This is a genomic window from Bacillus sp. 3255 (assembly GCF_031456485.1).
GTDB lineage: Bacteria > Bacillota > Bacilli > Paenibacillales > NBRC-103111 > Paenibacillus_E.
Map to the genome: position 1 here is coordinate 343,249 of NZ_JAVDUS010000003.1, position 23,002 is coordinate 366,250.

Genomic DNA, 23,002 nt, shown 5'->3' on the forward strand with positions numbered 1-23,002 from the left:
TGTCTGTACAAATGAGTAAGGTAGCCCTGATTACGGGAGGAAACAGAGGACTTGGCTTTGAAACGGCGCGTCAATTGGGAGGATTGGGATATACCGTTCTTTTAGGCGCAAGAGACAAGGAAAAGGGATCCCAAGCAGCAGCAAAGTTACAGGAGCAGGACATAGATGCACGTTATATCGAACTGGATGTCACCGATCAGGCCACGATTGATGCAGCCGCCACGAAAATTAAATCGGAATACGGGAAACTCGATGTACTGATTAATAACGCAGGAATTGGCGATCGGCATAAATTTACGGATCTAAGCGTGGCGGATTTAAAGAAATCGTTTGATACGAATTTTTTTGGTGCATTCACTGTCAGCCAAGCCATGCTGCCCCTTATCGAAAAATCAGATGCCCCTCGGATTGTCAATATCTCCAGCTCCATAGGATCTATAACGCTGCATAGTGATCCGGGAAACGGCGTATACCCTTTAAAAGCATTAGCGTATAGCAGTTCCAAAACGGCGCTGAATCAGCTTACCACTCATCTTGCTTTTACATTGAAACATACCCCTGCTAAAGTCAATTCGGTTTGCCCTGGCTTTGTTGCTACCGGTTTCAATAACGGATACGGAGATCTGACACCAGAACAAGGTTCCCGAATCATTGTCCAATATGCTACACTTGCACAAGATGGACCCACAGGGGGCTTCTTCAATGAGCATGGTATTATTCCTTGGTGACTTTATTTCATGAGGATGGGAAGGTCTTAGGATGAGCAGTGACGCCGCTTTTTCAATCAAGGAAATTTCAATGATGACCGGACTGACAGAGGATGCGCTCCGCTATTACGAGAAGATCGGACTGCTTCCCCGGGCGAAAAGAAAAGGGAACGGCCGACGAATGTATCACAAAGAAGACATGCAGTTAATGGAGCTTATTATTTGTCTGAAGAAAATAGGGGTCCCCCTTAAAGATATTAAAGAGTTTGCATCACTCTCCTATAAGGAAGACATCCAGTCTACACCCGAAGTGTATGATAAAGTTCAAGCGTACAGAAGGAAGCTCCAGGACCAAATCGATCATTTGCAGAAGATTTTGGGTGTACTGGATTACAAAATTGCGAATAAGAAAAGCCTGCTGAAGGATTCACAACTTTAGATTCATATTGTTTGGGAGCTTCGTATGCAATGACAGAACACGGTGAAAGCGACTACCAGTGTTCTGTATTTTTTTGTAGGAACCAGGTTCCCGCACATAAGGCTGCCGCGCCTAATTCAATGCCTAGAACTAAGCAGCTCCTTGAGGAGAGACATACTTTAAGATAGTCTATTAAAAGTAAAATGCAGAGAGGATAGTGGACGAAGATATGAAAACAATAGCTGTATACTGTGGATCAGGCACTGGAAATGACCCTATCTATATGAATGAAGCAAAGAAGTTAGGGAAAGTTTTAGTAGCACATGGATTGGATCTTGTATACGGAGGAGCAACAGTCGGCTGTATGGGTGCTGTTGCCGATGCGGTCATAGAGTCTGGTGGTAAGGTTATTGGAGTGATACCCAGAAAACTGGCAAATGTGGAAATTGCTCACGAACACCTAACGGAACTTCATATCGTTGAAACGATGCATGAAAGAAAAGCTCTAATGGCGGAGCGCGCTGATGGATTTATCGCACTCCCTGGTGGGACAGGCACTTTAGAAGAATGGTTTGAAGTCTTTACATGGGCACAGCTTGGATACCACAATAAACCATGTGCCTTGCTAAATATCAATCAATACTACACGCCGATGTTATCGCTTTTTGATCATATGATTGAACAAGGGTTTGTAAAAGAGCCGTATAAAAATTTAATTGTAATTGACGATGATTCTACAAACTTAATCGAAAAGCTAAAGAAATATAAAGCAGAATATATACATAAATGGTAGCCCATTCGGCTAACGGAGGACGATAGCGCTGCGGTGGAACGGATCCGACGCAATAAGTGTTAAAATGAGTTGAGGCAGGAAGTTCAGTTTTACAGTTTGTACGCACCCCACAAAGGGGTTAACCATGTTACAACAACGTAAGAAGATTATTTCTACCATAACCATACGAGCTTTGAGAAATAAAAAGACTCCTTGGTATGATGTAGATGCATCCCAGTTGCTGGTCAGCGATCGGATCCAAAATACAAATGAGCCCATTAATCAAATCACTTCTTCAAACAAGTGTACAAAATTAAATATGAAAATACATCAAGGACTGTAAGTGGAGCAGAGCCGTACGACAAATACGTACGACTCTCTTCAATCTTAATTATTTTATTTTATTCGTAGCCTCTTTGCCAGTTACCTTATTGATCTTGCCTTGGTTGAGGCATTCCTTGCCATACGCCCTGTTGACCATGCCATTGTCCTTGGTGCATGCCATGATACGGCATAGGGGTTGGATGATGCGGGTGTTGACCTGGATGAATAACCACATGATGGAAGTGGTGGTGATGTATCTGATGATGTTGTTGGTGGTGTTGCTGGTGATGCATCTGATGCATATGATGCATATGATGAGGATGATGCTGCTGGTGATGCATTTGGTGTTGTTGATTTATATTTTGGTTGTAACTCATAGGGTATCTCCTCCAAATTTTGATACAACAACCTATGTTGAATAGTGATAGTCGGAAGCTTGACTTTATCGATTTGGGCGTGTGCCCTTTACCAGATTAAATAAACATTAGGTAATGGATCAAAAGACTGACCGATATGGCCCCTAAGCAGAGGGCAGTAAGTTGTGTATGTGCCGGATGTCCGGTTTTTGGCGGAACGAGAGCAAATTGCCGCGCAATTGAACATGGAGAGGGAGCTCCCCTTTAGCGGCAGTTCGAATATTTAACGGACTATATCAACGGGGTACGTATTGAATACCGCATCCTGCACAAAAGGAGCTGCATTAAGCATGAAGCAGCTCCTTTTTGTGTTCGTAGATAGGACACATCGGTCTGGAGAAACGCTCTAAAACCAGCTTCGTAGCTGCTGATCAGGCGGGTTTCCGTAGATGGGTGTACGCACTGACGAATAAAACCGGATGAACAAGGAGCGTAAAATCAGTCTAAGCAGCAAAATAGGGGACCCGTGGCAGCTCTTAACGGAAGCGGATACAGCACAGCAGGCCAATTTATTAGTACGGCTTGGTAAGGATGCTCTTCCGTTTAGCGAGAGTGTCAGTAACGTCTTAGGGGTAACAGATGCTTAATTAGATGTTTAGCGAACGCGCTGCATTGTCGGTCAGCTTAAGTTGAATCGTACCTTTGTACTGGCCGACTTGAACCGCAACCTCTTTCATGCTAACCGCCGCTTCCGTAATTTCCTGCGCGCCTTGAATGACATCCTCATTAATTTGCATAAAAAGGGAAACCTTGGATAACCTACGTTAAAGATCAACCTTTTTCGAAAAAATTCATCTTCTGGGGGAGCGCCGCTTGATTAAGAGCCTGTTAAGGCTGCTCATCACAAAACAATTAAACGATCATTCGCAGCCGCAACAGCAGCAGCAGGAGCAGCGTGCCGACATCCTTCAGCAGCCTGAACTTTATAAGGACTTGCAGCAAAACGTGGAGCTGCTTCATACGATTTATGCCCATTGCTCGGACGTTGTTTACCGTTCCTTGCTCATCGGAGGACAAAGGAATGCCATTCTGATCTATATCGAAGGCTTGTCCGACTGCGACCGAATCGAGGATTATGTCATCGCCCCCTTGATGCGGGAGGATACCGAACCATTTACCCAGCTAGGACAGCTCGTCGAACGGAAAATCAACGTAGCGCAAGTGTCGCAATTCACTTCATTTGCCGAGTGCGTTAACTATCTTTCAAGCGGCAATCCCGTCCTGCTATGCGACAATGAGACGATCGGACTTGCTTTAGGACTCGCCAAATGGGAGAAACGCTCCATCGAAGAGCCTGCGGCCGAAACCGGAATCAGGGGGCCGCGGGAAGGCTTTACCGAAACGCTGCGGACCAACACCTCCCAAATACGCCGCATCATCAAGAGCCCTCTGCTCAAAATGGAACCGATGAAAATAGGCGATTACACCCAAACAAATGTCGTCATTGCCTATATCGAAGGGCTCGCGGACACGGCGTTAGTGGAGGAAGTCAAAAACCGTCTGCGCCGCATTCGAATTGACGGTATTCTGGAAAGCGGTTATATCGAAGAAATGATCGAGGACCAGCCTTACTCTCCGTTCCCACAGCTGCTTAGCACGGAACGCCCTGATGTGACCTGCAGCAGTTTGTTGGAAGGGCGGGTGGCGATTTTGGTGGAAGGAACGCCGTTTGCGTTGGTCGCCCCCATAACTTTTTTCTCTTTATTGCAGTCTGCGGAAGATTATTACCAACGCTTCTGGGTCAGTTCCGTTATACGCTGGCTGCGTTATGGATTCGCCTTGATTTCCCTTTTGCTTCCATCGTTATACGTAGCGATTTTGACTTTTCATCAAGAGATGGTGCCGGGCTCGCTGCTCATCAGTATGGCCATTTCGCGGGAAGCGGTGCCCTTTCCGGCATTGTTCGAGGTGTTGATTATGGAAGTCACCTTTGAAGCGCTGCGAGAAGCGGGAGTACGGCTGCCCAAGCAGGTCGGCGCCGCCGTCAGCATTGTCGGGGCGCTCGTCATCGGTCAAGCGGCGGTTCAAGCCGGTCTGGTCTCGGCGCCGATGGTCATTGTCGTGGCCATTACCGGCATTGCCTCCTTTATGATTCCGCGCTATGTCGCGGGGATTGCCATTCGGATGCTGCGATTTCCGATGATATTGCTTGCAGGGACATTGGGACTGCTCGGCATCATGCTCGGGATCATCGCCCTTGTCCTCCATATGTGCAGCTTGCGTTCTTTCGGCGTACCTTTTCTGTCTATCGCAGTTCCACAAAAGAGGGAGCTCAAAGACATTTTGTTCAGATCTCCATGGTGGATGATGGATACGCGTCCGCACCTGACAGGAGAATACGACCGTTACCGTCAAGCATCCGGCCAAAAGCCGGGACCTGAACGAGTAGACAAGGCATAATCCAAGGTGGTGAATAGGTTGGACAAAGGACGAATATCGGCCTTGCAAATGGGGCTTATGCTTTATCCTACGGTGTTAGCCACAGGCTTGATTACGCTGCCGAGCATTTCGGCCCAGTATGCAAAAAACGATCTTTGGCTGCCCCCTCTTCTTGCAACCTTAGTCGGCTTATTAACCATCTATTTGGCGACCCGGTTACACGAGCTTTATCCAAAGCAGACCGTCATCCAATACAGTGGACAGATACTCGGAAAAATACCGGGGAAAATCGTCGGTGTCGTTTACTTTTGCTTTCTTGCGCAGATTACGGGGGTCATCACGCGAGAGTATGCGGATTTTGTTTCGGGCAATTTTCTGTTCACGACTCCCATCCTGCTCATCATTTCCACGATCCTCCTGCTTGCGGGCATAGCTGTCCGCGGCGGGGTGGAGATGCTGGCAAGGAACGCCGTCATTTTCACACCGATCTTTATACTGCCTTTCTTCATTCTGCTGCTTCTCATCCCCGATCTGGATGTGAAAAATATATTTCCCGTTCTGGAACATGGGGTTATTCCTTCAATCAAAGGAGCCGCCATGCCGCAGGCATGGTTCAGCGAATGCATGCTGATGTCCTTTTTCCTTCCCAGCTTGGTAGACCCGCAGAAAGGAAGGAAAGCCGCCGTGCTAGCGTTGATCGCGATCGTGGCCAGTATGATATATATCAACCTTTTTTTATTATTTTTGCTTGGTCCGGATACAGGGGTCAAAATGTACCCGGTACTGGTCGCTTTCCGGTACATCAGCGTGGCCAATTTGGAATCGCTGCTTCTGGCGATGTGGGTCGTCGGAAACTATATTAAAATCGGGGTATTTTACTACGCTACGTCGATTTCGTTCGGGCAAATGATGAACCTGTCGGACTATCGTCCCGCGGTCTTTCCGATCGGGCTTCTTATTGTCGTGTTCAGCTTATGGGATTTGCCCAATTTTCCCCGTTTAGGATTATTTTTAAGAACGGTAGTTCCGTTCGAAATCCCGACCGTCCTGTTGCTGATTCCGCTTCTTTTGCTTGTCGGCGCCCTAATACGCAAAAGAAAATCCTCAGTCCAAGGAGAGTCGTCCCGATGAAGAGATGGCTCGCGTTATTGATCCTGATCCCCCTCCTCACCTTGTCCGGCGGCTGCTGGGACCGTACGGAGCTTAACGATATGGCTCTTATTACCGCGCTTGCCTTCGACAAAGGGGACAACAATCAAATCAAAACCACCATTCAATTTATCATGCCGCAAAATCTCTCTGCAGGGGGAGCGATGGGAGGTGGAGGGGGTAGCGGCGGAGCGCAAAAACGAACAACCGTACGATCGGAGCAAGGATATGATGTCGCCGACGCATTGTCTAAGCTACAGCGGAAAATGCCCCGCAAACTGTTTTGGGGACAATGCAAAGTGTTCATCTTCAGCGATGCGGTAGCAAAAGAGGGGATCCGGCAGCACTTTGATTTTTTGACGCGCCATCCCCAGCCGAGAGAGAGAGCCAATATGTACGTCAGTAAAGGAAAGGCATCAGAAGCGCTTGAGTTGTTCCCTTTCATCGAACGGTCCTCGGCCGAAGTGCTGCGGGAGCTGTCCGATCTCCAGATTGGAATCAAGGTGACGATGGAGCAGCTGAGCATGATGTTGAAAGCAGATTCTCAAGGGGCTGCGCTTCCGCTCGTTTCTATTCTTCCTACATTGAAATCAGCGGAACCGTTTCAGACGATTCCGTATATTTTCGGTACCGCCGTTTTCAAGAATGACAAGATGGTCGGGGAACTTTCGGAAAAAGCAACGCGCGGCGTCCTGTGGGTCAAAAATGAAATCAAAGAATACACCGTAACCTATAAGACGAAAGAAGCGGAGGGACTCGTTTCCTTAAATCCGGTGAAGGCGAATATTAAGCTTATTCCGCAAATTATAGGCGATCAATGGACGATGGTTATCAAAATCAAGACGGAAGGCGATATGGTTCAGAACGGCACCTCGCTTGATCCTATGAATCCGGACTTTATGACCATTTTGGACAAGGCTTTCGGGGATGACGTGAGAGAACGAATAGAATATTCGATCTACGAGTTGCAGCAGCGGTTAAAGGTGGACATTCTTGATTTTGCCAAGGAATTTCACCGAAAATACCCCAAAGAGTGGAGTAAGGCGAAAGATCGTTGGGATGAGCTGTTCCCCCAGGTTCAAACGAAGATTGAAGTGGAAGCGCATATCATCAGACCCGGACTGATCAACACGCAGGGTGGCATACCTAAAGAGGAGGCGAAGGAAAAGTGAGAATGAGTGTGTTCTGGGTCTTTACGATTGCCACGCTACTGATTGTGTGGGTAGAATGGTCGAAGCTGAAACAAAAGCCGTTATGGGACAGAGCGGTATTCGTAGCGCTGCTCCTAGCCGTCTGGCTGTTATCCATGCTGGATTTGCCCCATACGCCAGGCCCTCCTACACTTCTTCAAGCCATCTTTAAACCGTTTAAGCCGTTGGTAGAGCATTAAAAAAAGAAAAAAGGATTGGCTGGATTAAGTTTACAAGACTGCCGAGTTGGAGAAGTACAAAAGTGAAACATCTGCAATCGTAAATGGGAAGGGGTCTAAGCAGAGAGTAGTTTATTACACGATCGTATTTCTCTTGTTATCGTGGAATAGGAGCAGCCTCATTTCCTGTCATCCCGCGGTAGGATGGGAATGGGGATTGCGGCCGTAAAGCCATCTAAATAATATCCTTGAACTGGCTTAGCGTGCGAAATCCGCGTTTTGTTGGCTGAACCCTTCGCGTCTTATAGAAATGGATGCGGATGCGGATTGAGTTGCCCGGCCGTCAGCGGCACTTTCGCATAATCAAGCTCTGCCGGCACCCGAAGTACTCTCTTCAGCCCTGTCAAGCGTTGCAAGTGATGTCCGAACGTCATCGGAAGCATTCCTGGAATGAGAACTTTTACACAATGCAGCCCGTTTCGCAGCGTTTCCAGCGACGACTGATTCACCGCGATCACATCGAGATTTAAGCGGCGAAACACCTCGATCGTATCATTCAGATCATCGGTCAGATTTGCATGACTTGCCTTACGCTTGAACTCCTCGTCAAACGTTCTGAGCGGACGTTGTCCGTCCAGCAAAAAATGTAGCCGTTCTTCTGCTTCCGGAAAACCGTAAAGCATGGCATGATCCTCCATTTGCAATACGAGAAACGGATCGTCGAGCATTTGCTTAAAATGTTCCTGGCCCGCCTCAAATTTTTCTTGCAAGAAGATCAACCTGCCGGCCAATTCGTGAATAGCGCTTTTCGCAGCCCGTACCGGATCCAAATGAGCTCCCGCCGCACAGATAAGATTCATCTTCCCGGGGCTGACGCTTTTCGCGAGCGCCCAAATGCTCGGAATCCCATTCTCCATCGTCATGTTAAACAAATGTACATCGTATCCGGCAACTGCGCGCAGCCTTTCGATCATGAGCCGCAATTCCTGATCGTTAGCGGAATAGGGGTCCAGACGCGGAATAGGCAACTGCGCGTACCAAGTCATCAGGAACGAGTCACGCTCCGCCACTTCTAAAATCCCGTACAAGATGGCTTCCTCCAAGCTTCCGCCTAACGCACACCCGTTGGAGCCTTCCTGAACAAAGCCGCCACCGAATCCCGAACTGTAATAAGCGAGACTCTCCGGAACAAGGATCGGACACTCCCGTACTAGCGAATAGCCCCAGATCCAATCGATCGGGAGGTCTGGATCAAACGGTTCGTACGGGAAATCAGGCTGCGCGTACTGTTTCTTTGAATATAACCCAACCTTGGAGGGGGCGAGCGCTTGATTCGCAATACGGTTGAAACTGTCATATATTACGGTCCGTTTGCCGCGGGGGCTTATACCGCAGAGTCGCTCCAATCCTTCCAAGATCGCGGTCAATTCGCTTTCCGCATAAGAAAAGCTATGGCCTCCCGTTACCTCATCTCCGATCAGAAACGATGGCAGGTTGACCCCCACCCCGGCAAACGGCGACACGAGGTCAAGCATCTTGGCATTAAAAACCCCGGTCCGTGAATCCATATAGTCTTTGTCCAAATGTTGTTTCATGTCGTCTATAGGACGGCAGCGGTAACTGTCGGCGCTTATCTTCGGTCTCGGCTTGAGCGATATGTTGGACGCCGCCGATGAATCGTCTGGCATACGGGCACACACCTGGCAGAGTGGGTCAGGCAGAATGAAATGGAGCGAGCTATTCAGATTTTTCAGGTTAACGATATACATATGCTCCTCCGTATAGGCTCGGCTGCCCTGCAACACTCGTTGCGTCTCGGCAATCAACATGTGAGTTGCATGCCAAAGTCCTGAAGGCGAAGATCTTACGTGTTGTATGTCTCCAGGCGACGCCGTGAAACGCCGGTTATCCGCACACTGGGAGCATCCCGGCGTTCCCGGACGAACCAGAGGCCCGATTATGGCCTCATCCATTGAAATAAAGCCCCGCAACCACGGGATGCCGGCCTGCTGTAGAGCCTCTTCAACCTCGAAGTATCCGGAGGAAGGCCAATCGTCGTGCAGCATTATAACCAATTTCGCCGCTTTCGGTATGTCTGAAGTGAAATCCGTCTGTCGAACGACCTCATAACGATCCAATAGCTCTCTGCATACGTAGTCGGCTAATAAACCTTCTCCGACAACTGATATGATAGCATTCACGCAGTTCACCTCATCTCGCTGCAATACGCACCGCTCGTTTCTGCAGGTTTCTCTACTAATCTCCTCGAGGCTGAAAAGAAGGAACTGCCGGTCGGCAGCTCTTATTATTGCAATTATGGTTTCTTCCCAATAAGATGATTTCATTATATCTTAGTGATGACGCGTATATGCACGTATAGGACAAGGGCTTAAAATTTTTAAATAATAACCATAAAGTCTACTTAACATATTGATCATCAAAAAGGCGGCTGTACCGATTGATTCATTCGGCGCAGCCCCTTTTTATTGAACTTTTATTTAAGGATGGGGTTCCTCGAGTGGGGTTTTTCCTTATGTATAAGACATGAGGGACAAATAGCTGTACATAAAATTACTTGTGAAGAGTTGGGACAGTTCGGGTGTTACGGAGGGGGAATGAAATGAAAAATTTGAACCATTACAATACACATCAACTGCCAGCAGAGATTCTCAAAGAGTATGCTTCTCAAATTGAATTTTTGGACAATTTTGGTAATTTGGGTGCTTACCGGTTTCAGTCCTATCGTCAGGCCAAAGTATTGACGGTCGGCTCTGGTCCATTTTTGATCTCGGTCATTTCTGCGCTGCTTGTATCCGGAATGCCCAAGATTCACGTGCTAGTTTCTGGCTCAGGTCCGACTGACCGGCAACGGATGCTAGAATTGGCGGCACATGCTCGTAAAAAAGACCCCGAGGTGACAATAGAGGAAGTTAAGCTGCAGAAGGAAGGGGTTAGTAGTTGGCGGGAAGCCGTGAGCTCGTTTGATTCAATTTTGTTTGTATCACAGGAGGGTAATATCAAGGAACTGCGAGTTTTTCACACGATTTGTAGAGAGGAGAGGAAGTTGTTTCTTCCCGCAGTATGTCTGCAACAGGTGGGTCTGGCTGGTCCGCTAGTGCATCCGGACTTTGAGGGTTGCTGGGAGTCAGCTTTTCGCAGCCTTCACGAATCTGCAATTTATAAAGACCCTCAGCTGCACACCTTTTCTTCCACAACGGGAGCGATGTTAGCGAATGTGATCGTGTTTGAATTATTAAAAAACATTACGGGAGTGGGCGATGCGGAACAAAGGAATCGAATCTTCCTACTTAATCTGGAGACGTTGGAAGGAAAATGGCATTCGTTCATGCCCCATCCGCTTGTGACCAGACGTACCGCAGCTGAATGGATTCACGATATTGATTCACAGCTCGAACGGAGATCAAGCAAAAGTGAGAACGGATTGCTTCCTTACTTCGGCCGGTTGACATCAACTGAATCAGGGATTTTCCATATTTGGGAGGAAGGAGACTTAAAGCAGCTACCGCTCTCTCAGTGTCGCGTTCAGGCAGTTGATCCGCTATCGGAAGGGCCGGCTGGGCTTCTGCCGGACATTGTTTGTACAGATTTGACACATGAAGGAGCGAGGCGGGAAGCCGGACTGGTCGGGATTGAAGCGTATGTTTCGCGAATGGCCTGCCTGCTCGTTTCTACGCTTCCATCCGATCATGAATCTGAGGGCAACAAGATAGACCAACAACATGAATTTATCGGCGTTGGTGCGGGAGAAACGGTTGCGGAAGGCATCGGACGAGGATTACAACGGACTTTGGCCGAGGTACTGGGCAAGCGAGTTGCAAGTCAGTTGCCTTCTGTCTTTCGAGTACAGTTGTCTACAATAGAAGATAAACACTGCCAGTTTTATTTGCAGGCTCTGACAACGATGAAGGGAGCACCAATGATTGGTTTAGGAGAGGAAGTATCCGGATTCCCTGTGATGTGGGTTGGTACATGTGATCGTTGGTATGGCGGTGTAGGCTTAAATGTGACACTCGCGTTCCGGGATGCTTTGCAGCAGGCTTTGTTGGATGCACAAAACCAACCGGCTGGCCTCACAACGAGAGTGTTGGAGGTATCGAACGTGCATCTAGCTGAACAGTTGCCGCTAATTTGTAAGATCCCTTCATGTGAAGTGACGTTAGAATCGGATGTTCTGCAGTCAGCCTTACAGGTCTTGGAACGTAACCATAACCGACTCTTGGTCTTGGATCTAGCAGTAGAACCGTTTTTGAAAGAGGAAATGGCAGGAGTGTTTGGCGTGTTGCTGCGGCTTCCTTCAGATATCGGAATGTTATAGATGAAGCACGAGAGAGTCCCGTATCACGCGTTCCACTACACGGATGTTTGTATGACGATGATGGCATTCGGCGCGATTCAGTTTCCACAGCTACTCATCTCATATTTCACCCTTCATTTAACAAAAAAGTCACCCTGAGATTAAGATTAAGGGTGACTTTTTCTCTTTGTTCTTTGAATTGGATTAATGTATTACCATACAAATGCTGATGTGATGATAACCAAAAGAATAAAGAGAACCAAAATAGCTGCTGCGCTTGAACCGTAACCTGCACAACTTGCACCATAACCTACTGCTCCCATGTTTACTCATTCCCCTCCGGTGATTTGTCACTACGGTATAAAATATGTTCGTTACATAGTGATTGATTGGACGTATGACCCAAATTGAGTGTTGGAAAAGCCGGCATTCGTTCTACATTTTTCACCCTTCATTTACCATAAAAAGTCACCCTAAGATTAAGGTTGGCTTTTTTATGATTAGAACAACGAAAAAACGGCCCGTATTTATTTCGCGGCCGTTTTTCTCGTTGATTCTTTACGTTAGATTAACGAATTACCATACAAAAGCTGATGTGATGATAACCAAAAGAATAAAAAGAACCAAAATAGCCGCTGCGCTTGTGCCGTAACCTGCACAACTTGCACCATAACCTACTGCTCCCATGTTTACTCATTCCCCTCTGGGTGATTTGTCACTACGGTATAAAATATGTTAGATAATTACTGATTGATTGGACGTATGAACCAAATTTCATTCGCAAAAAAATTCGGATGATCTCTGCAGCAGCTAATTTCGGTATCCGTAGAGAAAGCGGTCAAAATATTTTCTTCACGAAACTTAGCGAAATGACGAAGCTTTCAATTTGAAGCTGTTCATACACGTATCCCAAGCCTGGTTAAATCCTCTCCAGTCTTCTCCTTTCGGTAGAAGCACCGAGCTAATTCCACGTAGCCCCCAATCCTCGTAAATCACGTCTTTGCTTTCTTCCTGGTGATTATTCACGATCAGAAGATGGAACTTGCTATGCGTCAGCCTTTTTAATGCTGCGTGTAGCTCCTGCGCTTCCTTTTTTTTAGAATTGGTTCTAATAAAAAGAATGGGTTGACCTTGAATAGTTCTCAAAAACCGGTCTACGCGTCGATTGAGCTTTTGTTTAAACGCGGGATAAGCTTCCCGCCACCGCTCCGCAGTGAGATAAAGAGGGAAGTCATGGAAAGATATGACATCATTTGTGTTATCTCTTACAACAAAGCATTCATTGGTAGTGCCAATGAGTTCAAGCTGGCTAAGTTCCATAAATCCGTTGAAACGATGATCTATCAAACGAACCACTCCCCTGATCGAATCGGAAACAAACCAATCTAAGGGACCCGCATATTTTCGTAAGCCCAGTCTTTTAAGCTGATATGCTGTTTGACATGTAGAACCCAGACTAATATAGGCCACAGAATCGCGCCATTTCATAATTTTCACTCCCGTTTCAACAACCGATCTCCTCCGCAATGACGAGTAGAATTAAAGTATGCAAAAGTTAAAATTGCGCCTGGGCAAATATACGGCGTAATCCGAAGGTCTTTGCTGACAGACAACTCATATGCAAGTTTAGCCTCAGCATAAGGGTTGAGTAACCGTGGAGTCGCTCCTCTAATCGTTGAGGCCATTCAACGGCTAGCCACCATTGGCTACGTACATGAAGGCGACCTAGGAACTAAGGGACGAGAGGATTTTATTCCTCCCGCAGGCAAATTGGCATCACCTATATGTCTGCAGACCGTTAGGCATACAACGTTGCGGGGTGAAATGATGTGTAGTGCAACCTGTATTATTTCCCTACCTCAGATCGATAATTGAAAAATGAACCCAAAGATAGGCTTATGTCCAATCAATGACTATGTACCGAGCGTATGATTATTTCGTAATGAAATTTTACTTGAGGGGAATGAGCAGATATGAGTGGTGCGAGTTGTGCAGGTTATGGTGTTAACAACGCAGCAGCTGTTTTGGTTCTCTTTATTCTTTTGGTTATTATCTTAATGACTTTTGCAATTTAAACCAACATCACAAAAAAGACAAGAAAAAACGGTCTTATCGCGAAATAGATGCGAATACAGACCGTTTTTTCCTGTTCTTTAAATGAGGGTGATGGGTGAGTTGGATGCGGGCTGGCAATATCCATATAGGGTCAAGTGGATGGTTACGCACTAGGTTGATACCCCTATCGTGATTAATTACCTTCTAGCCAGTTCCAGAGCGCTTTCTTCGATACTTTGGTAACACTCCATTACCGGTCGGAGTCAACGTTATCGTTACGCTAAAGAAAGAAAACGTCATGGCGTGGTCACCAGTAACGTCGGCGCTGGCTCCATTGAAAGATTTAGAGACTTGAGTTGGTGCCATAATTATTAACGATTCACCGTTGATTATGGTCCCTGAGTTAGTGACTACTCTAGAGGCACCGATTATAGAAGCCATCTGCATCCACCCTTATCCTATTGATCTTCCTATTATATGTGGGTCTGACCTTTTTGCTTGGTTTAATGAACATGTCCAGACCCATTTATATGTGGATTTTAGTACAATACAAAAGCCATAGTAATGATTAGCAAAAGAATAAACTGAACGAGAATTGTTGCACTACTAGTGTGATGTTGGTCATAACCTGCAGCTACCTCAACTATAGTTTGACAAAAGCAAGGAGTAGATCTGCTGCATCTGCTATTTGTTTTATTGTAATACAGGAGGATATCTTAGTCGCTTTGTGAATTCTGGCCTCACCCCTTGGACAGGTTGAATGAAGGAATGTGGGAGCGTAGACTCCGTGAGATGTGGGAGGGTTGAACACCATGGGTAAAAGTGCAACCATACTTTACCATACCATCCGTTTTTTACAGTCTACAACTTCATACCATTTAAATGTTATCTGCTAAAAAGTATTGATGGTCAAAAACTGAGAAAACAAGAGTATTTAAGAGCAAAACGTTTCTATTCACGGCCTAGCACGAGAAGGGGTCGATCCCGTATGTTGCGGGCAGCGCTATACCGGGATTTGCGGTCTGCCGCTGCAGCAATTCGAACGGCTGCTGCCGAACATTGAGGAACGACGCTGCTCGGGTTACTTCAGTTCTTGGAGCAGCAGAAGGAACGGATTGAACTTACATGCGAAAGCTCTACTAGTTGAAACGACTTTGGCCATGTGTTATGATGACACCAAACTTAACGATAGGAGTGATTGAATAATGTAATATTTTCTGTCGGTTTTAGAGGATAAAACAAAGCTATTTTGCGTTGTTTTGTTCTTTATTGCCGTAGGAAAAAGTTACTTATTCTTTCACTCTTTTATATACCTGCTTCAGCCCTGAGTAAGGGTTGTCCTGATGTATGTTTTTGAGCTGCGAGAAAAGTAACTTTCTTGCAGCTCATTTATTTTTCTGCAGCTGACAATAGAGTTCCATATTGAATTTTAAAATTATCGCCACCAAAATCGTTGAACTGTAATATAACACAATGCTTATTTAAACTAGGAGGTTGAAAAAATGTTTGAAGTTGTAAATGTTCAGGTGAACCGTTTATTGTCCGTTGGCACGGTTCACGATCATACTAAACGGATGCCGGAGCATTTTCCATCTATTGATAGGTGCACGTAGCGACTATAGCTACAAAGTTCGTGGATTTATATTTAGTTGGTTAATGTAGATTTTAAGCACCCACCCTTTAAAGGTGCTTAAGCCGATTCTCCGGCTTAAAAGGAGAAGACATGAAATCAACTTCGAAATACGAAATGATTCACCACATATTGTCTGAATTGAAACAACCCGCATATCGGTTCCAACAGATCGCGGATGCGATCTTCAAACAACGAATTGGTGAATATGACCGAATGACCATGCTACCCAAGGGTATAAGAAATGAATTAATAAAGAACCTTGGTGAACACGTTTTAAATCTAACTCCTGTCATGCAACAGACATCCAGACAAGTGAATAAAGTGTTATTTTCCATTGAAGGTGGTAACCACATTGAAGCAGTTCAACTAAGCTATGAGCGCGGCTGGAAATCATACTGCATTTCCAGCCAGTGTGGATGCGGATATGGTTGCAACTTCTGTGCTACTGGTACAATCGGACTGAAACGAAATTTAACTACTGATGAAATTACCGATCAACTGTTATACTTTCATTTAAATGGTCAAGCCTTGAATAGTGTATCGTTTATGGGCATGGGGGAGGCTTTAGCCAATCCTACTATTTTCGACACGCTTAAGATTCTAACAAACCCAGGAATCTTTGGCTTGGGGCATCGGAGAATTACTGTTTCTACCATCGGAATTGTGCCGGGTATCGATCGTCTGACTAAGGAATTTTCACAAGTTAACCTGACCTTTTCACTACACTCTCCGTTCGACGAACAGCGAAGTGAATTAATGCCCATTAACAATCGTTTTCCTTTAAAAGATGTGTTGAACAAGTTGGATCAGCATATTCGTGATACAGGTAGAAAAGTATATATTGCATATATATTACTTCGAGGAGAAAACGATTCAAATGAGCATGCGAAAGCTATTGCTGCGTTGTTAAAGCACAGAGGTTCTTGGGAACATTTATATCACGTTAATTTGATTCCCTACAATTCAACCGACGTAGCGCCTGAAAACTTTCATCAATCAGACAAAGATCGGGTTCAAAAGTTTGCCAGTATCTTAAAGTCAAAGGGAATCAAAGTCACTGTACGAACTCAATTCGGAACAGATATTGATGCCGCATGCGGTCAGCTATACGGCAAAAAGCTGCAAATATAAAAATCACTTAAGAATATCTCTATAGAGGAGCAGGGATTATGTCTCAAAACTTTACAGTAACTCATGTTCAATTCCATGCAAAAACAGATATTTGGTGATATTTGCATGGAATAACAAGATCACCAATCATGCTGGCTTTGCTAGTTGAGATATTACATTTATTCAAGGAGTGAGTCTACATGAGATATGTTAATGCTAATGATATTCTCCCAAAAGAACTCGTTGAAAAATTGCAAGATTTCGTACAAGGTGAATACCTTTACATTCCTGCAATAAAAGATCATCATAAAAATTGGGGAGAACTATCTGGTTTTCGGGAAGAGATTGATAGAAGAAACCGTGAAATAATACAAGCATATAAATCTGGTGATTCGATTCAAGAACTTGCAGAATCTTACTACCTTTCTGTTTATGCTATCAGAAAAATAATTTATAACAATAAAAACGGCTGAACTGTGTTCCTTATTACGCTTTAAAAACACTACACTGTCAAAAGGTGATCCCTGTATTCATATGGGATCATCTTTTATTTATTTTAGGGACGTTTATACCAATTATTACAGAACCATATTGTACATAGCTTTATACGATTTTTATCTGATACCATATAACTAAGGGCTCTTCTAAAAAGGAGAAATAATTTATTTGTAAGTGCTCTTGTTCAAATGAATGCGAATCATCTGCTACCGTGTTTTTATTTCAGTGTGTAGAACCCGTGTATACTTCTAAATTTTTATTTGTAGTCGCGGAATAAAATTCACACATTTCAAGCGCCGGTACAGCGCTTTTTTTGTGCTCTTTTTAGTGAGAATCAAGAGTGCAATATGCTGCATCCAGTTAACCATTTAGAAATAATTGAAAATATCCTTAACGAAAGAGGAATATCTATGTCATTTGACGGTTTACTAATGTATCAGCTTGCCAAAGAAATTAAGGCTAATCTACCAATGACAATTATGAAAAAGACAAGTACAACGAGGAGATCATTAATTTCGTAAATCAAAAATAAGTTTTAGCTCACTTTGAGAACCGCTCATTTGAGAAAACGGCGTTTATTTTGAAGAATGGCGGTGCTAGAGATGTTACACCTGTGCCGCTATTGTGTATTCAAGACGGGGATATGGGGCATATGCGCTCACATTAAGAAGAAGCACTTTCGAAGCTTGGTATTAAGGTGGTAAAAGCCTCCATCACGAATAGCTCGGAAGTCAAACAAGCGGCACAAGCTTTAGTCGGGCGAGCCGATGCCATCAAGACAAGGGAGTAAGGTGTTTGATGAAAATGGCGCACTTCATATTTTTAAGCAAAATAAAAGTATAAGCGTCATTTTTGTAGTCGATTGCCAACCACCTAGCTATGAATACGCGTTATCGCATCCTTATGTACAGTTTCAATGGCTACGGCATTGACCGCAGCATGCAGCAGCCCGGAACCGAGCAAACCAGCAGCAACTGGGGGAAGCAGTCAGCCATCCGCATCCGCATCCGCATCCGCTGCTGCCCCAGTAACAATCTCGCTCACACAGCCCGATGGCGGTCGTGTCTGGAAAGACGATAATGCAGCCACCAAAGAAATTGAAAAGAAAGCTAACGTCAAATTGAACGTAACGATGCTTCCCAATAACGACTTTAACAGCAAGTTCAACGTACTCGCTGCTTCTGGCGACATTCCCGACATGAGCAGACTGGGCTCTTTTGACTACCAGAAGTATGTAGATCAAGGCTTGTTCCTAGATCTTACCAAACTAATTGACCAATATGCTCCCAATTTGAAGAAGAACTTGAAGCCGGAACTGTGGGAGTTGACGAAGCACAAAGGCAAGCAGTTCGTCATTCCGTATGAGAATGGCGCTGGTAAGGAAGTACCTGCGGTTCGGAAAGACTGGCTGGATGCTTTGAATATGAAAATGCCTACCAATCTGGACGAGTTCGAGCAGATGCTGAAAGCATTCACGTTCAACGACCCGGATAAAAACGGCAAGAATGATACGTACGGTATGGGCATTGCCAACAGCTTCGCAGAAACTTTCATGCCGATATTTGGAGCGTACGGCATTGCGCCTGGCATGTTTGCCAGCAGTGTGCCTATGAACAGTTATTTGAAAGACAACAAGATTGTACCCGTTGCTGTATCGCCGGAATACAAGGAAGCGCTGGCCTATATCAAGAAGCTGTGGGATGCTAAGGTGATCGATCCGGAAATTTTCATGATTAAAGCAGATCAGGCGCAGCAGAAAATCGCGCAAGGGAAAATCGGCTATTTCACAGCCTGGTGGTCCATCGTTCCGCAAACGCTTACTCAGCAGCTTAAGATGAAGGAGATTGTGCCGAATGTGAAATGGGAGCCTATCGCTCCGGGAATCAAAGGACCGGCAGGACAAAGCGGCATGCTGTCTTTCGGTAACGTAGGCGCGACAATCGCGATTTCAGCAAAAACGAAAAATCCGGAGGCTGTTTTACGCTTCCTAGATTACATGTCCACGGATGAAGGTTGGGAGCTCAACCATTATGGCATTAAGGGGACGCATTATACGAGCATTACGGAAGCGCGTACACCTGAGGGTCAGAAAGCGTTCGACGAGAAATGGCTGGATCCGCTAAGCCAGATCGTGTCCAGAGTAGATATCCAAAACAAAATCAATGCGGCTACGAAGGATCCGATTCAAATTGAAAACAACCGCTATATTGATGCAGCAGCCAGTTATACCTTGATTTCAGACATCTTCTACGGCATCCCGGCAACGGATGAGCAAAATACACTAGGACCTGATGTGGCCAAATATGAAGTTGAGATGTTCCTGAAGTTCGTTACAGGCGGTGAGCCGTTATCTAACTGGGATTCCTATGTGGAGACATGGAAGAAGAAGGGCGGCAAATCATTGTTTGGTATGCGGTGACGAACAGATATCGCCTCATACCATGGACCGTCTAACTTATTATGGCTTGAGCTTGCCCGAAACAGGCTCTTTCATCGTCTTGCTCGTATCCATGGACGAGTACACCAGATTTACCCAGAAAATGCATGAGTCTGAGCGGAATACATTGCTCCTGCGACTGTCTGAAACTCTTCAGGAGGAAGCCTTTGGCAAGATGGGCTATCAAGGCTATCTCGTGGAAGCAGAACCGAACGAAATGGTACTGGCGCTCCATTTGGCGGAAGCGCAAATCGATTCGGAGTTGCTGCCCGACAGTCTTCGCTCCTGGCTGCGTCAACTTCTGACGCTGCTATGCCAGGAATCGACGATGACCTTCACAATTGGCGTCAGCGCTCTGCATACGAGTATCGAAGAGCTCAGTGATTGCTACCAGGAAGCGGGCACTGCACTAAGACAAAAGCTCGTGTACGGGGGCAATACGGTCATTTATTATGAAGCTGTTCGACCGGAAGCTGGAATTGTCATGTACCCGCTTGGTCTGGAGAAGCAAATATTGACGTATTTCAAAACAGGCAACCGCGATGGCCTTGTTTCTGGTTTGAGAGAATTCGAAGCGCATATGATTGCGCATCACGCGAGGCAAATCGAGGTGGTCAGGCATTACTTCCTCCAGTTATTTTCCTCATCGCTGCGCTGTGTTTACGAAATCGACGCCAATCTCGGCTTTCAGCCGGTCATACAGCAGTTGAGACATACCGATCTGCTAGAGATGGAAACGATGCAGAGCATGGTGAGCTATATGCAGGCGCTGTATGAACTTGTGCTCGATCAGCTGGAGCAGAAGCGATCTCTGAAAAATCAGGAGTTGGCGGATAGCATTACGGCGTACATTGACACACATCTTGCGGATGACTTGACTATCGAACGATTGAGCGAAATTTTTGCTATTAGCACTTCTCATATGCGTAAAATTTATAAGGATGAAACCGGCATGACGATTAAGGACAGAGTGTCGGAGAGAAGGATCGCGGCGGCGAGGATGCTTCTTGGCGATCAACGTCTGAAAATCCAGGAGATTGCGGATCAAGTTGGTTATTTGACAGTTCAATCGTTTATAAAAGCTTTTAAAATGAAACCGGAAGGACGCCGGGGGAGTACCGTGCAGAGTTGTTACGTGTCAATGGGTAATGGCAAATCGCGACATGGCTGCCGCACACGATAGGCGATTCATAGTTGGTTGACGATTTTAGAGATCAGTGGAACTAGATAATTAACAGAATAAATATTATGTAAACAATAATAGGCGCTATAAGGTGCTTCTTTTTTTATTGACAAGAAAAGGAAGAGGAGCCGTGCGGCTAGTTAGCGATGTTTTCTCTATTTTAGAAATATTCGGTTAAGTGCTGATAGTTAATATAATACAACAATGGCTTATGGGCTTGATAGGTATAAATTTAAAGAGGTTTGAGATACTGTTATTATATGAAAATTTAGAATATCTGAACTGGGCATGGTCATAAGGGGTAGGTGAATTACGGTGGGAGTTAAATTCTTATGCGTGAATGAGGATAAGGTATACTTAGTTCCAACTTCACAAATTGATAAGAAGCGGAAAATTATATTGCGGGATCTGGCTGGCCGAAACGCACTAAAAATAACTTTAATGTATGAAAGCAAAGGCAGCGTACCAAGTCAGATTATTCTTATTCAATTCACGAGAATATCCTTCGATGAGAACGGAGTTTATGACTTAAGAAAAGCATTAGAATCAGAAGAATCACGTGTCTCTTTTGCGTATGTCAATCGGGAAGTAAACGAAGCGATAGCTAGATTCCAAGGTACACGACCAGATCCGTTACCAATTCCACGTGGCGTAGCAGATCCAACAGAGAATGAGATTCTTTGTATCGAATCTTACTTAAACAGTAATTTTCCTGAGTTGCTTAAAAATTCTCCGGATGCGATCTATCAAGCAATTATTAGGGAGCAACTGGTTCACGATAGGCAAGTTCGTATGATGAAAAACTCATACAAGTCTTGATAATCCAATTACGTCAATTTAGTAGCTCAGATCGAGGTGGGTAATTATTTGGGTTGCGAGGTAAAAATGTCGGTTGTCATTTTAGACATTGAGATTAATTGTAACCTAGGGAAACTTCTAACTTAACATGTCTTTAGTACGTAGATATCATAAAATACGAATCCCCGATCAAAGTCGATCGGGGATTTTAGTATATTAATAATTAAGTACGGTCCGAATACCCGAAATTATTAAATTGGTAAAGAAAAACCCGCTCAATGTACAGTATCTTCTTGCGATTATCGTCATCTGTCGCCCCCAAAACACATGTCCGAGTACTCTTCGTACACACATGATATAATAGAAACTAATTTATCGAGTAGCAGTATGTTTGAAGAAAGCAGCGGCAGAAACCGATCCTAATAATGTGAAGATATAAAACGGAGGGATACATTTCAATGAAACGGAATAGACTTGGCACTTCGGAGCTCGTGGTAGGCGAAGTGGGATTAGGCTGTATGTCCTTAGGTACAGATCAACATCAGGCAATTTCTATGATTCATACAGCGTTGGACCGCGGGGTGAATTTTATAGATACGGCAGATTTGTACGATGAAGGTCTGAATGAACAAATCGTCGGTGCAGCGATTCGTGGTCGTCATCGCGAGGAACTCATTATAGCAACTAAAGTGGGCAATAGACGAATTCCGGGCAAAGAGGGCTGGGTTTGGGACGCCTCCAAAGCGTACATACTATCCGCGGTAAAAGATAGCTTGAAACGGTTAGGTACCGATTACATTGATTTGTATCAATTGCATGGCGGTACGCAAGAGGACCCGATTGACGATACGATCGAAGCCTTTGAACAATTGAAGCGAGAGGGAGTAATTAGATATTATGGTATCTCGTCCATTCGTCCAAATGTTATTCGTGAATATACAAACCGCTCGTCGATTGTTAGTGTCATGAGTCAATATAGTTTGTTGGATCGTCGGCCGGAGGAAGCTGTGCTGCCTTGGCTTGCTGAGCATTCGATCAGTATGATAGCACGTGGTCCAGTGGCGAAAGGAATTCTGTCAAGCGGTGGGGAGAGGAGGCTGCAGGAAACATACCTTGATTACACAGCAGACTCACTTCGTACCCTTTATTCCCAATTACAGAACTTAGCAGAATCAAGTAACCTCAATTTAAGTCAACTTGCAATTCGATATGCACTATCGCATCCTGCTGTAGCTGTGACCATCCCAGGAGCCAGCTCTCTAAATCAATTGTTGGAAAATATTGACGCCGCCGAGGCACCTCCACTAACCGATCAAGAGGTCATTCTGCTAAGGCAGCTGACCCGATCAAATCTATATGTACAACATCGATGAGTGTAGAGAGATATAAGGTAATGACAGTGATATATTACACTTGCATCTATGAAAGTGGACTTGCGG

20 protein-coding genes and 2 pseudogenes are annotated in these 23,002 nt (G+C 45.2%); 17 read left to right on the plus strand and 5 right to left on the minus strand.

The genetic code is table 11. From position 1 onward, the window contains the following. Positions 1–11 precede the first annotated feature (11 nt). The 5 genes from J2X61_RS06365 (at position 12) to J2X61_RS06385 (ending at position 3,224) form a co-directional block, all read left to right on the plus strand. The gene (locus J2X61_RS06365; protein ID WP_310186648.1) at positions 12–728 is read left to right on the plus strand and encodes an SDR family oxidoreductase; all 717 of its coding nucleotides are present in this window, start codon (positions 12–14) and stop codon (positions 726–728) included. A 31-nt stretch (positions 729–759) separates the two neighbouring features. Further along, positions 760–1,146: a MerR family transcriptional regulator gene (locus J2X61_RS06370; RefSeq protein WP_310186649.1), complete on the plus strand. Its 387-nt coding sequence runs from the start codon at positions 760–762 to the stop codon at positions 1,144–1,146. Between the two features lie 208 nt (positions 1,147–1,354). Continuing rightward, positions 1,355–1,918: an LOG family protein gene (locus J2X61_RS06375; protein ID WP_310186650.1), complete on the plus strand. Its 564-nt coding sequence runs from the start codon at positions 1,355–1,357 to the stop codon at positions 1,916–1,918. Between the two features lie 536 nt (positions 1,919–2,454). Further along, the gene (locus tag J2X61_RS06380; protein WP_310186651.1) at positions 2,455–2,643 is read left to right on the plus strand and encodes a hypothetical protein; all 189 of its coding nucleotides are present in this window, start codon (positions 2,455–2,457) and stop codon (positions 2,641–2,643) included. 413 nt (positions 2,644–3,056) lie between these two features. Beyond that, entirely contained in the window at positions 3,057–3,224 is a 168-nt protein-coding gene (locus tag J2X61_RS06385) for a hypothetical protein (RefSeq protein WP_310186652.1), read from the plus strand. Here J2X61_RS06385 and J2X61_RS06390 read toward each other — a convergent pair whose 3' ends face one another. After that, positions 3,225–3,374: a hypothetical protein gene (locus J2X61_RS06390; RefSeq protein WP_310186654.1), complete on the minus strand. Its 150-nt coding sequence runs from the start codon at positions 3,372–3,374 to the stop codon at positions 3,225–3,227. A gap of 76 nt (positions 3,375–3,450) precedes the next feature. On the opposite strand from J2X61_RS06390, the gene J2X61_RS06395 reads away from it, so the two are divergent. Genes J2X61_RS06395 through J2X61_RS06410 form a run of 4 tightly spaced genes read left to right on the plus strand, consistent with a single transcriptional unit; the run spans position 3,451 to position 7,555 of the window. After that, positions 3,451–5,037, plus strand: coding sequence for a spore germination protein (locus J2X61_RS06395; protein WP_379241225.1), 1,587 nt, complete (start codon positions 3,451–3,453; stop codon positions 5,035–5,037). Positions 5,038–5,046: 9 nt separating this feature from the next. Then, on the plus strand, positions 5,047–6,147 hold the full coding sequence (locus J2X61_RS06400; protein WP_379241231.1) for a GerAB/ArcD/ProY family transporter: 1,101 nt from the start codon (positions 5,047–5,049) through the stop codon (positions 6,145–6,147). After that, positions 6,144–7,337, plus strand: coding sequence for a Ger(x)C family spore germination protein (locus J2X61_RS06405; protein WP_274473061.1), 1,194 nt, complete (start codon positions 6,144–6,146; stop codon positions 7,335–7,337). The genes J2X61_RS06400 and J2X61_RS06405 overlap by 4 nt, the downstream gene beginning before the upstream one ends. Positions 7,338–7,339: 2 nt before the next feature. Then, positions 7,340–7,555 carry a hypothetical protein gene (locus J2X61_RS06410; protein ID WP_274473071.1) on the plus strand — a complete coding sequence of 72 codons (216 nt, stop codon included), beginning with the start codon at positions 7,340–7,342 and terminating at the stop codon, positions 7,553–7,555. A gap of 281 nt (positions 7,556–7,836) precedes the next feature. Here J2X61_RS06410 and J2X61_RS06415 read toward each other — a convergent pair whose 3' ends face one another. Further along, the gene (locus J2X61_RS06415) at positions 7,837–9,735 is read right to left on the minus strand and encodes a TOMM precursor leader peptide-binding protein (RefSeq protein ID WP_310186656.1); all 1,899 of its coding nucleotides are present in this window, start codon (positions 9,733–9,735) and stop codon (positions 7,837–7,839) included. A 398-nt stretch (positions 9,736–10,133) separates the two neighbouring features. Between J2X61_RS06415 and J2X61_RS06420 the strand changes: the two are divergent. Beyond that, a pseudogene (locus J2X61_RS06420) lies at positions 10,134–11,870 on the plus strand (putative thiazole-containing bacteriocin maturation protein); the annotation flags it as partial. 191 nt (positions 11,871–12,061) lie between these two features. On the opposite strand, the gene J2X61_RS06425 reads toward J2X61_RS06420, so the two are convergent. The 3 genes from J2X61_RS06425 to J2X61_RS06435 all read right to left on the minus strand — a co-directional run bounded on the left by J2X61_RS06425 (position 12,062) and on the right by J2X61_RS06435 (position 13,337). Then, positions 12,062–12,172, minus strand: coding sequence for a YjcZ family sporulation protein (locus tag J2X61_RS06425; RefSeq protein ID WP_163954161.1), 111 nt, complete (start codon positions 12,170–12,172; stop codon positions 12,062–12,064). A 253-nt stretch (positions 12,173–12,425) separates the two neighbouring features. After that, the gene (locus tag J2X61_RS06430) at positions 12,426–12,536 is read right to left on the minus strand and encodes a YjcZ family sporulation protein (RefSeq protein ID WP_274473058.1); all 111 of its coding nucleotides are present in this window, start codon (positions 12,534–12,536) and stop codon (positions 12,426–12,428) included. Positions 12,537–12,710: 174 nt separating this feature from the next. Further along, entirely contained in the window at positions 12,711–13,337 is a 627-nt protein-coding gene (locus J2X61_RS06435; protein WP_310186661.1) for a DUF1796 family putative cysteine peptidase, read from the minus strand. 2,290 nt (positions 13,338–15,627) lie between these two features. On the opposite strand from J2X61_RS06435, the gene J2X61_RS06440 reads away from it, so the two are divergent. The 7 genes and pseudogenes from J2X61_RS06440 to J2X61_RS06470 all read left to right on the plus strand — a co-directional run bounded on the left by J2X61_RS06440 (position 15,628) and on the right by J2X61_RS06470 (position 22,936). Next, positions 15,628–16,668 (plus strand): Cfr family 23S rRNA (adenine(2503)-C(8))-methyltransferase, encoded by a 1,041-nt coding sequence (locus J2X61_RS06440; RefSeq protein ID WP_310186662.1) that lies wholly within the window; start codon positions 15,628–15,630, stop codon positions 16,666–16,668. Between the two features lie 179 nt (positions 16,669–16,847). Continuing rightward, positions 16,848–17,120 (plus strand): CD3324 family protein, encoded by a 273-nt coding sequence (locus tag J2X61_RS06445; RefSeq protein WP_274473055.1) that lies wholly within the window; start codon positions 16,848–16,850, stop codon positions 17,118–17,120. A gap of 692 nt (positions 17,121–17,812) precedes the next feature. Further along, positions 17,813–17,920: pseudogene (locus J2X61_RS06450) on the plus strand (sugar ABC transporter substrate-binding protein); the annotation flags it as partial. Between the two features lie 141 nt (positions 17,921–18,061). Further along, positions 18,062–19,564, plus strand: a complete 1,503-nt coding sequence (locus J2X61_RS06455; RefSeq protein ID WP_310186663.1) for an extracellular solute-binding protein — start codon at positions 18,062–18,064, stop codon at positions 19,562–19,564. A gap of 22 nt (positions 19,565–19,586) precedes the next feature. Continuing rightward, complete coding sequence (locus tag J2X61_RS06460; protein ID WP_310186664.1) at positions 19,587–20,765, plus strand: helix-turn-helix domain-containing protein; 1,179 nt, start codon at positions 19,587–19,589, stop codon at positions 20,763–20,765. 336 nt (positions 20,766–21,101) lie between these two features. Then, complete coding sequence (locus J2X61_RS06465) at positions 21,102–21,584, plus strand: hypothetical protein (RefSeq protein ID WP_310186666.1); 483 nt, start codon at positions 21,102–21,104, stop codon at positions 21,582–21,584. A 437-nt stretch (positions 21,585–22,021) separates the two neighbouring features. Further along, positions 22,022–22,936: an aldo/keto reductase gene (locus J2X61_RS06470; protein ID WP_310186667.1), complete on the plus strand. Its 915-nt coding sequence runs from the start codon at positions 22,022–22,024 to the stop codon at positions 22,934–22,936. The last annotated feature ends 66 nt before the right edge of the window (positions 22,937–23,002 follow it).

Bases quoted from the DNA above. Each gene is read 5' to 3' on its own strand.
- J2X61_RS06380 (WP_310186651.1), top strand. From the start codon at position 2,455: ATGATGGAAGTGGTGGTGATGTATCTGATGATGTTGTTGGTGGTGTTG.
- J2X61_RS06440 (WP_310186662.1), top strand. From the start codon at position 15,628: ATGAAATCAACTTCGAAATACGAAATGATTCACCACATATTGTCTGAA.
- J2X61_RS06365 (WP_310186648.1), top strand. From the start codon at position 12: ATGAGTAAGGTAGCCCTGATTACGGGAGGAAACAGAGGACTTGGCTTT.
- J2X61_RS06470 (WP_310186667.1), top strand. From the start codon at position 22,022: ATGAAACGGAATAGACTTGGCACTTCGGAGCTCGTGGTAGGCGAAGTG.
- J2X61_RS06445 (WP_274473055.1), top strand. From the start codon at position 16,848: ATGAGATATGTTAATGCTAATGATATTCTCCCAAAAGAACTCGTTGAA.
- J2X61_RS06460 (WP_310186664.1), top strand. From the start codon at position 19,587: ATGGACCGTCTAACTTATTATGGCTTGAGCTTGCCCGAAACAGGCTCT.
- J2X61_RS06425 (WP_163954161.1), bottom strand. From the start codon at position 12,172: ATGGGAGCAGTAGGTTATGGTGCAAGTTGTGCAGGTTACGGTTCAAGC.
- J2X61_RS06370 (WP_310186649.1), top strand. From the start codon at position 760: ATGAGCAGTGACGCCGCTTTTTCAATCAAGGAAATTTCAATGATGACC.
- J2X61_RS06430 (WP_274473058.1), bottom strand. From the start codon at position 12,536: ATGGGAGCAGTAGGTTATGGTGCAAGTTGTGCAGGTTACGGCACAAGC.
- J2X61_RS06385 (WP_310186652.1), top strand. From the start codon at position 3,057: ATGAACAAGGAGCGTAAAATCAGTCTAAGCAGCAAAATAGGGGACCCG.
- J2X61_RS06410 (WP_274473071.1), top strand. From the start codon at position 7,340: ATGAGTGTGTTCTGGGTCTTTACGATTGCCACGCTACTGATTGTGTGG.
- J2X61_RS06390 (WP_310186654.1), bottom strand. From the start codon at position 3,374: ATGCAAATTAATGAGGATGTCATTCAAGGCGCGCAGGAAATTACGGAA.
- J2X61_RS06375 (WP_310186650.1), top strand. From the start codon at position 1,355: ATGAAAACAATAGCTGTATACTGTGGATCAGGCACTGGAAATGACCCT.
- J2X61_RS06435 (WP_310186661.1), bottom strand. From the start codon at position 13,337: ATGAAATGGCGCGATTCTGTGGCCTATATTAGTCTGGGTTCTACATGT.
- J2X61_RS06455 (WP_310186663.1), top strand. From the start codon at position 18,062: ATGGCTACGGCATTGACCGCAGCATGCAGCAGCCCGGAACCGAGCAAA.
- J2X61_RS06405 (WP_274473061.1), top strand. From the start codon at position 6,144: ATGAAGAGATGGCTCGCGTTATTGATCCTGATCCCCCTCCTCACCTTG.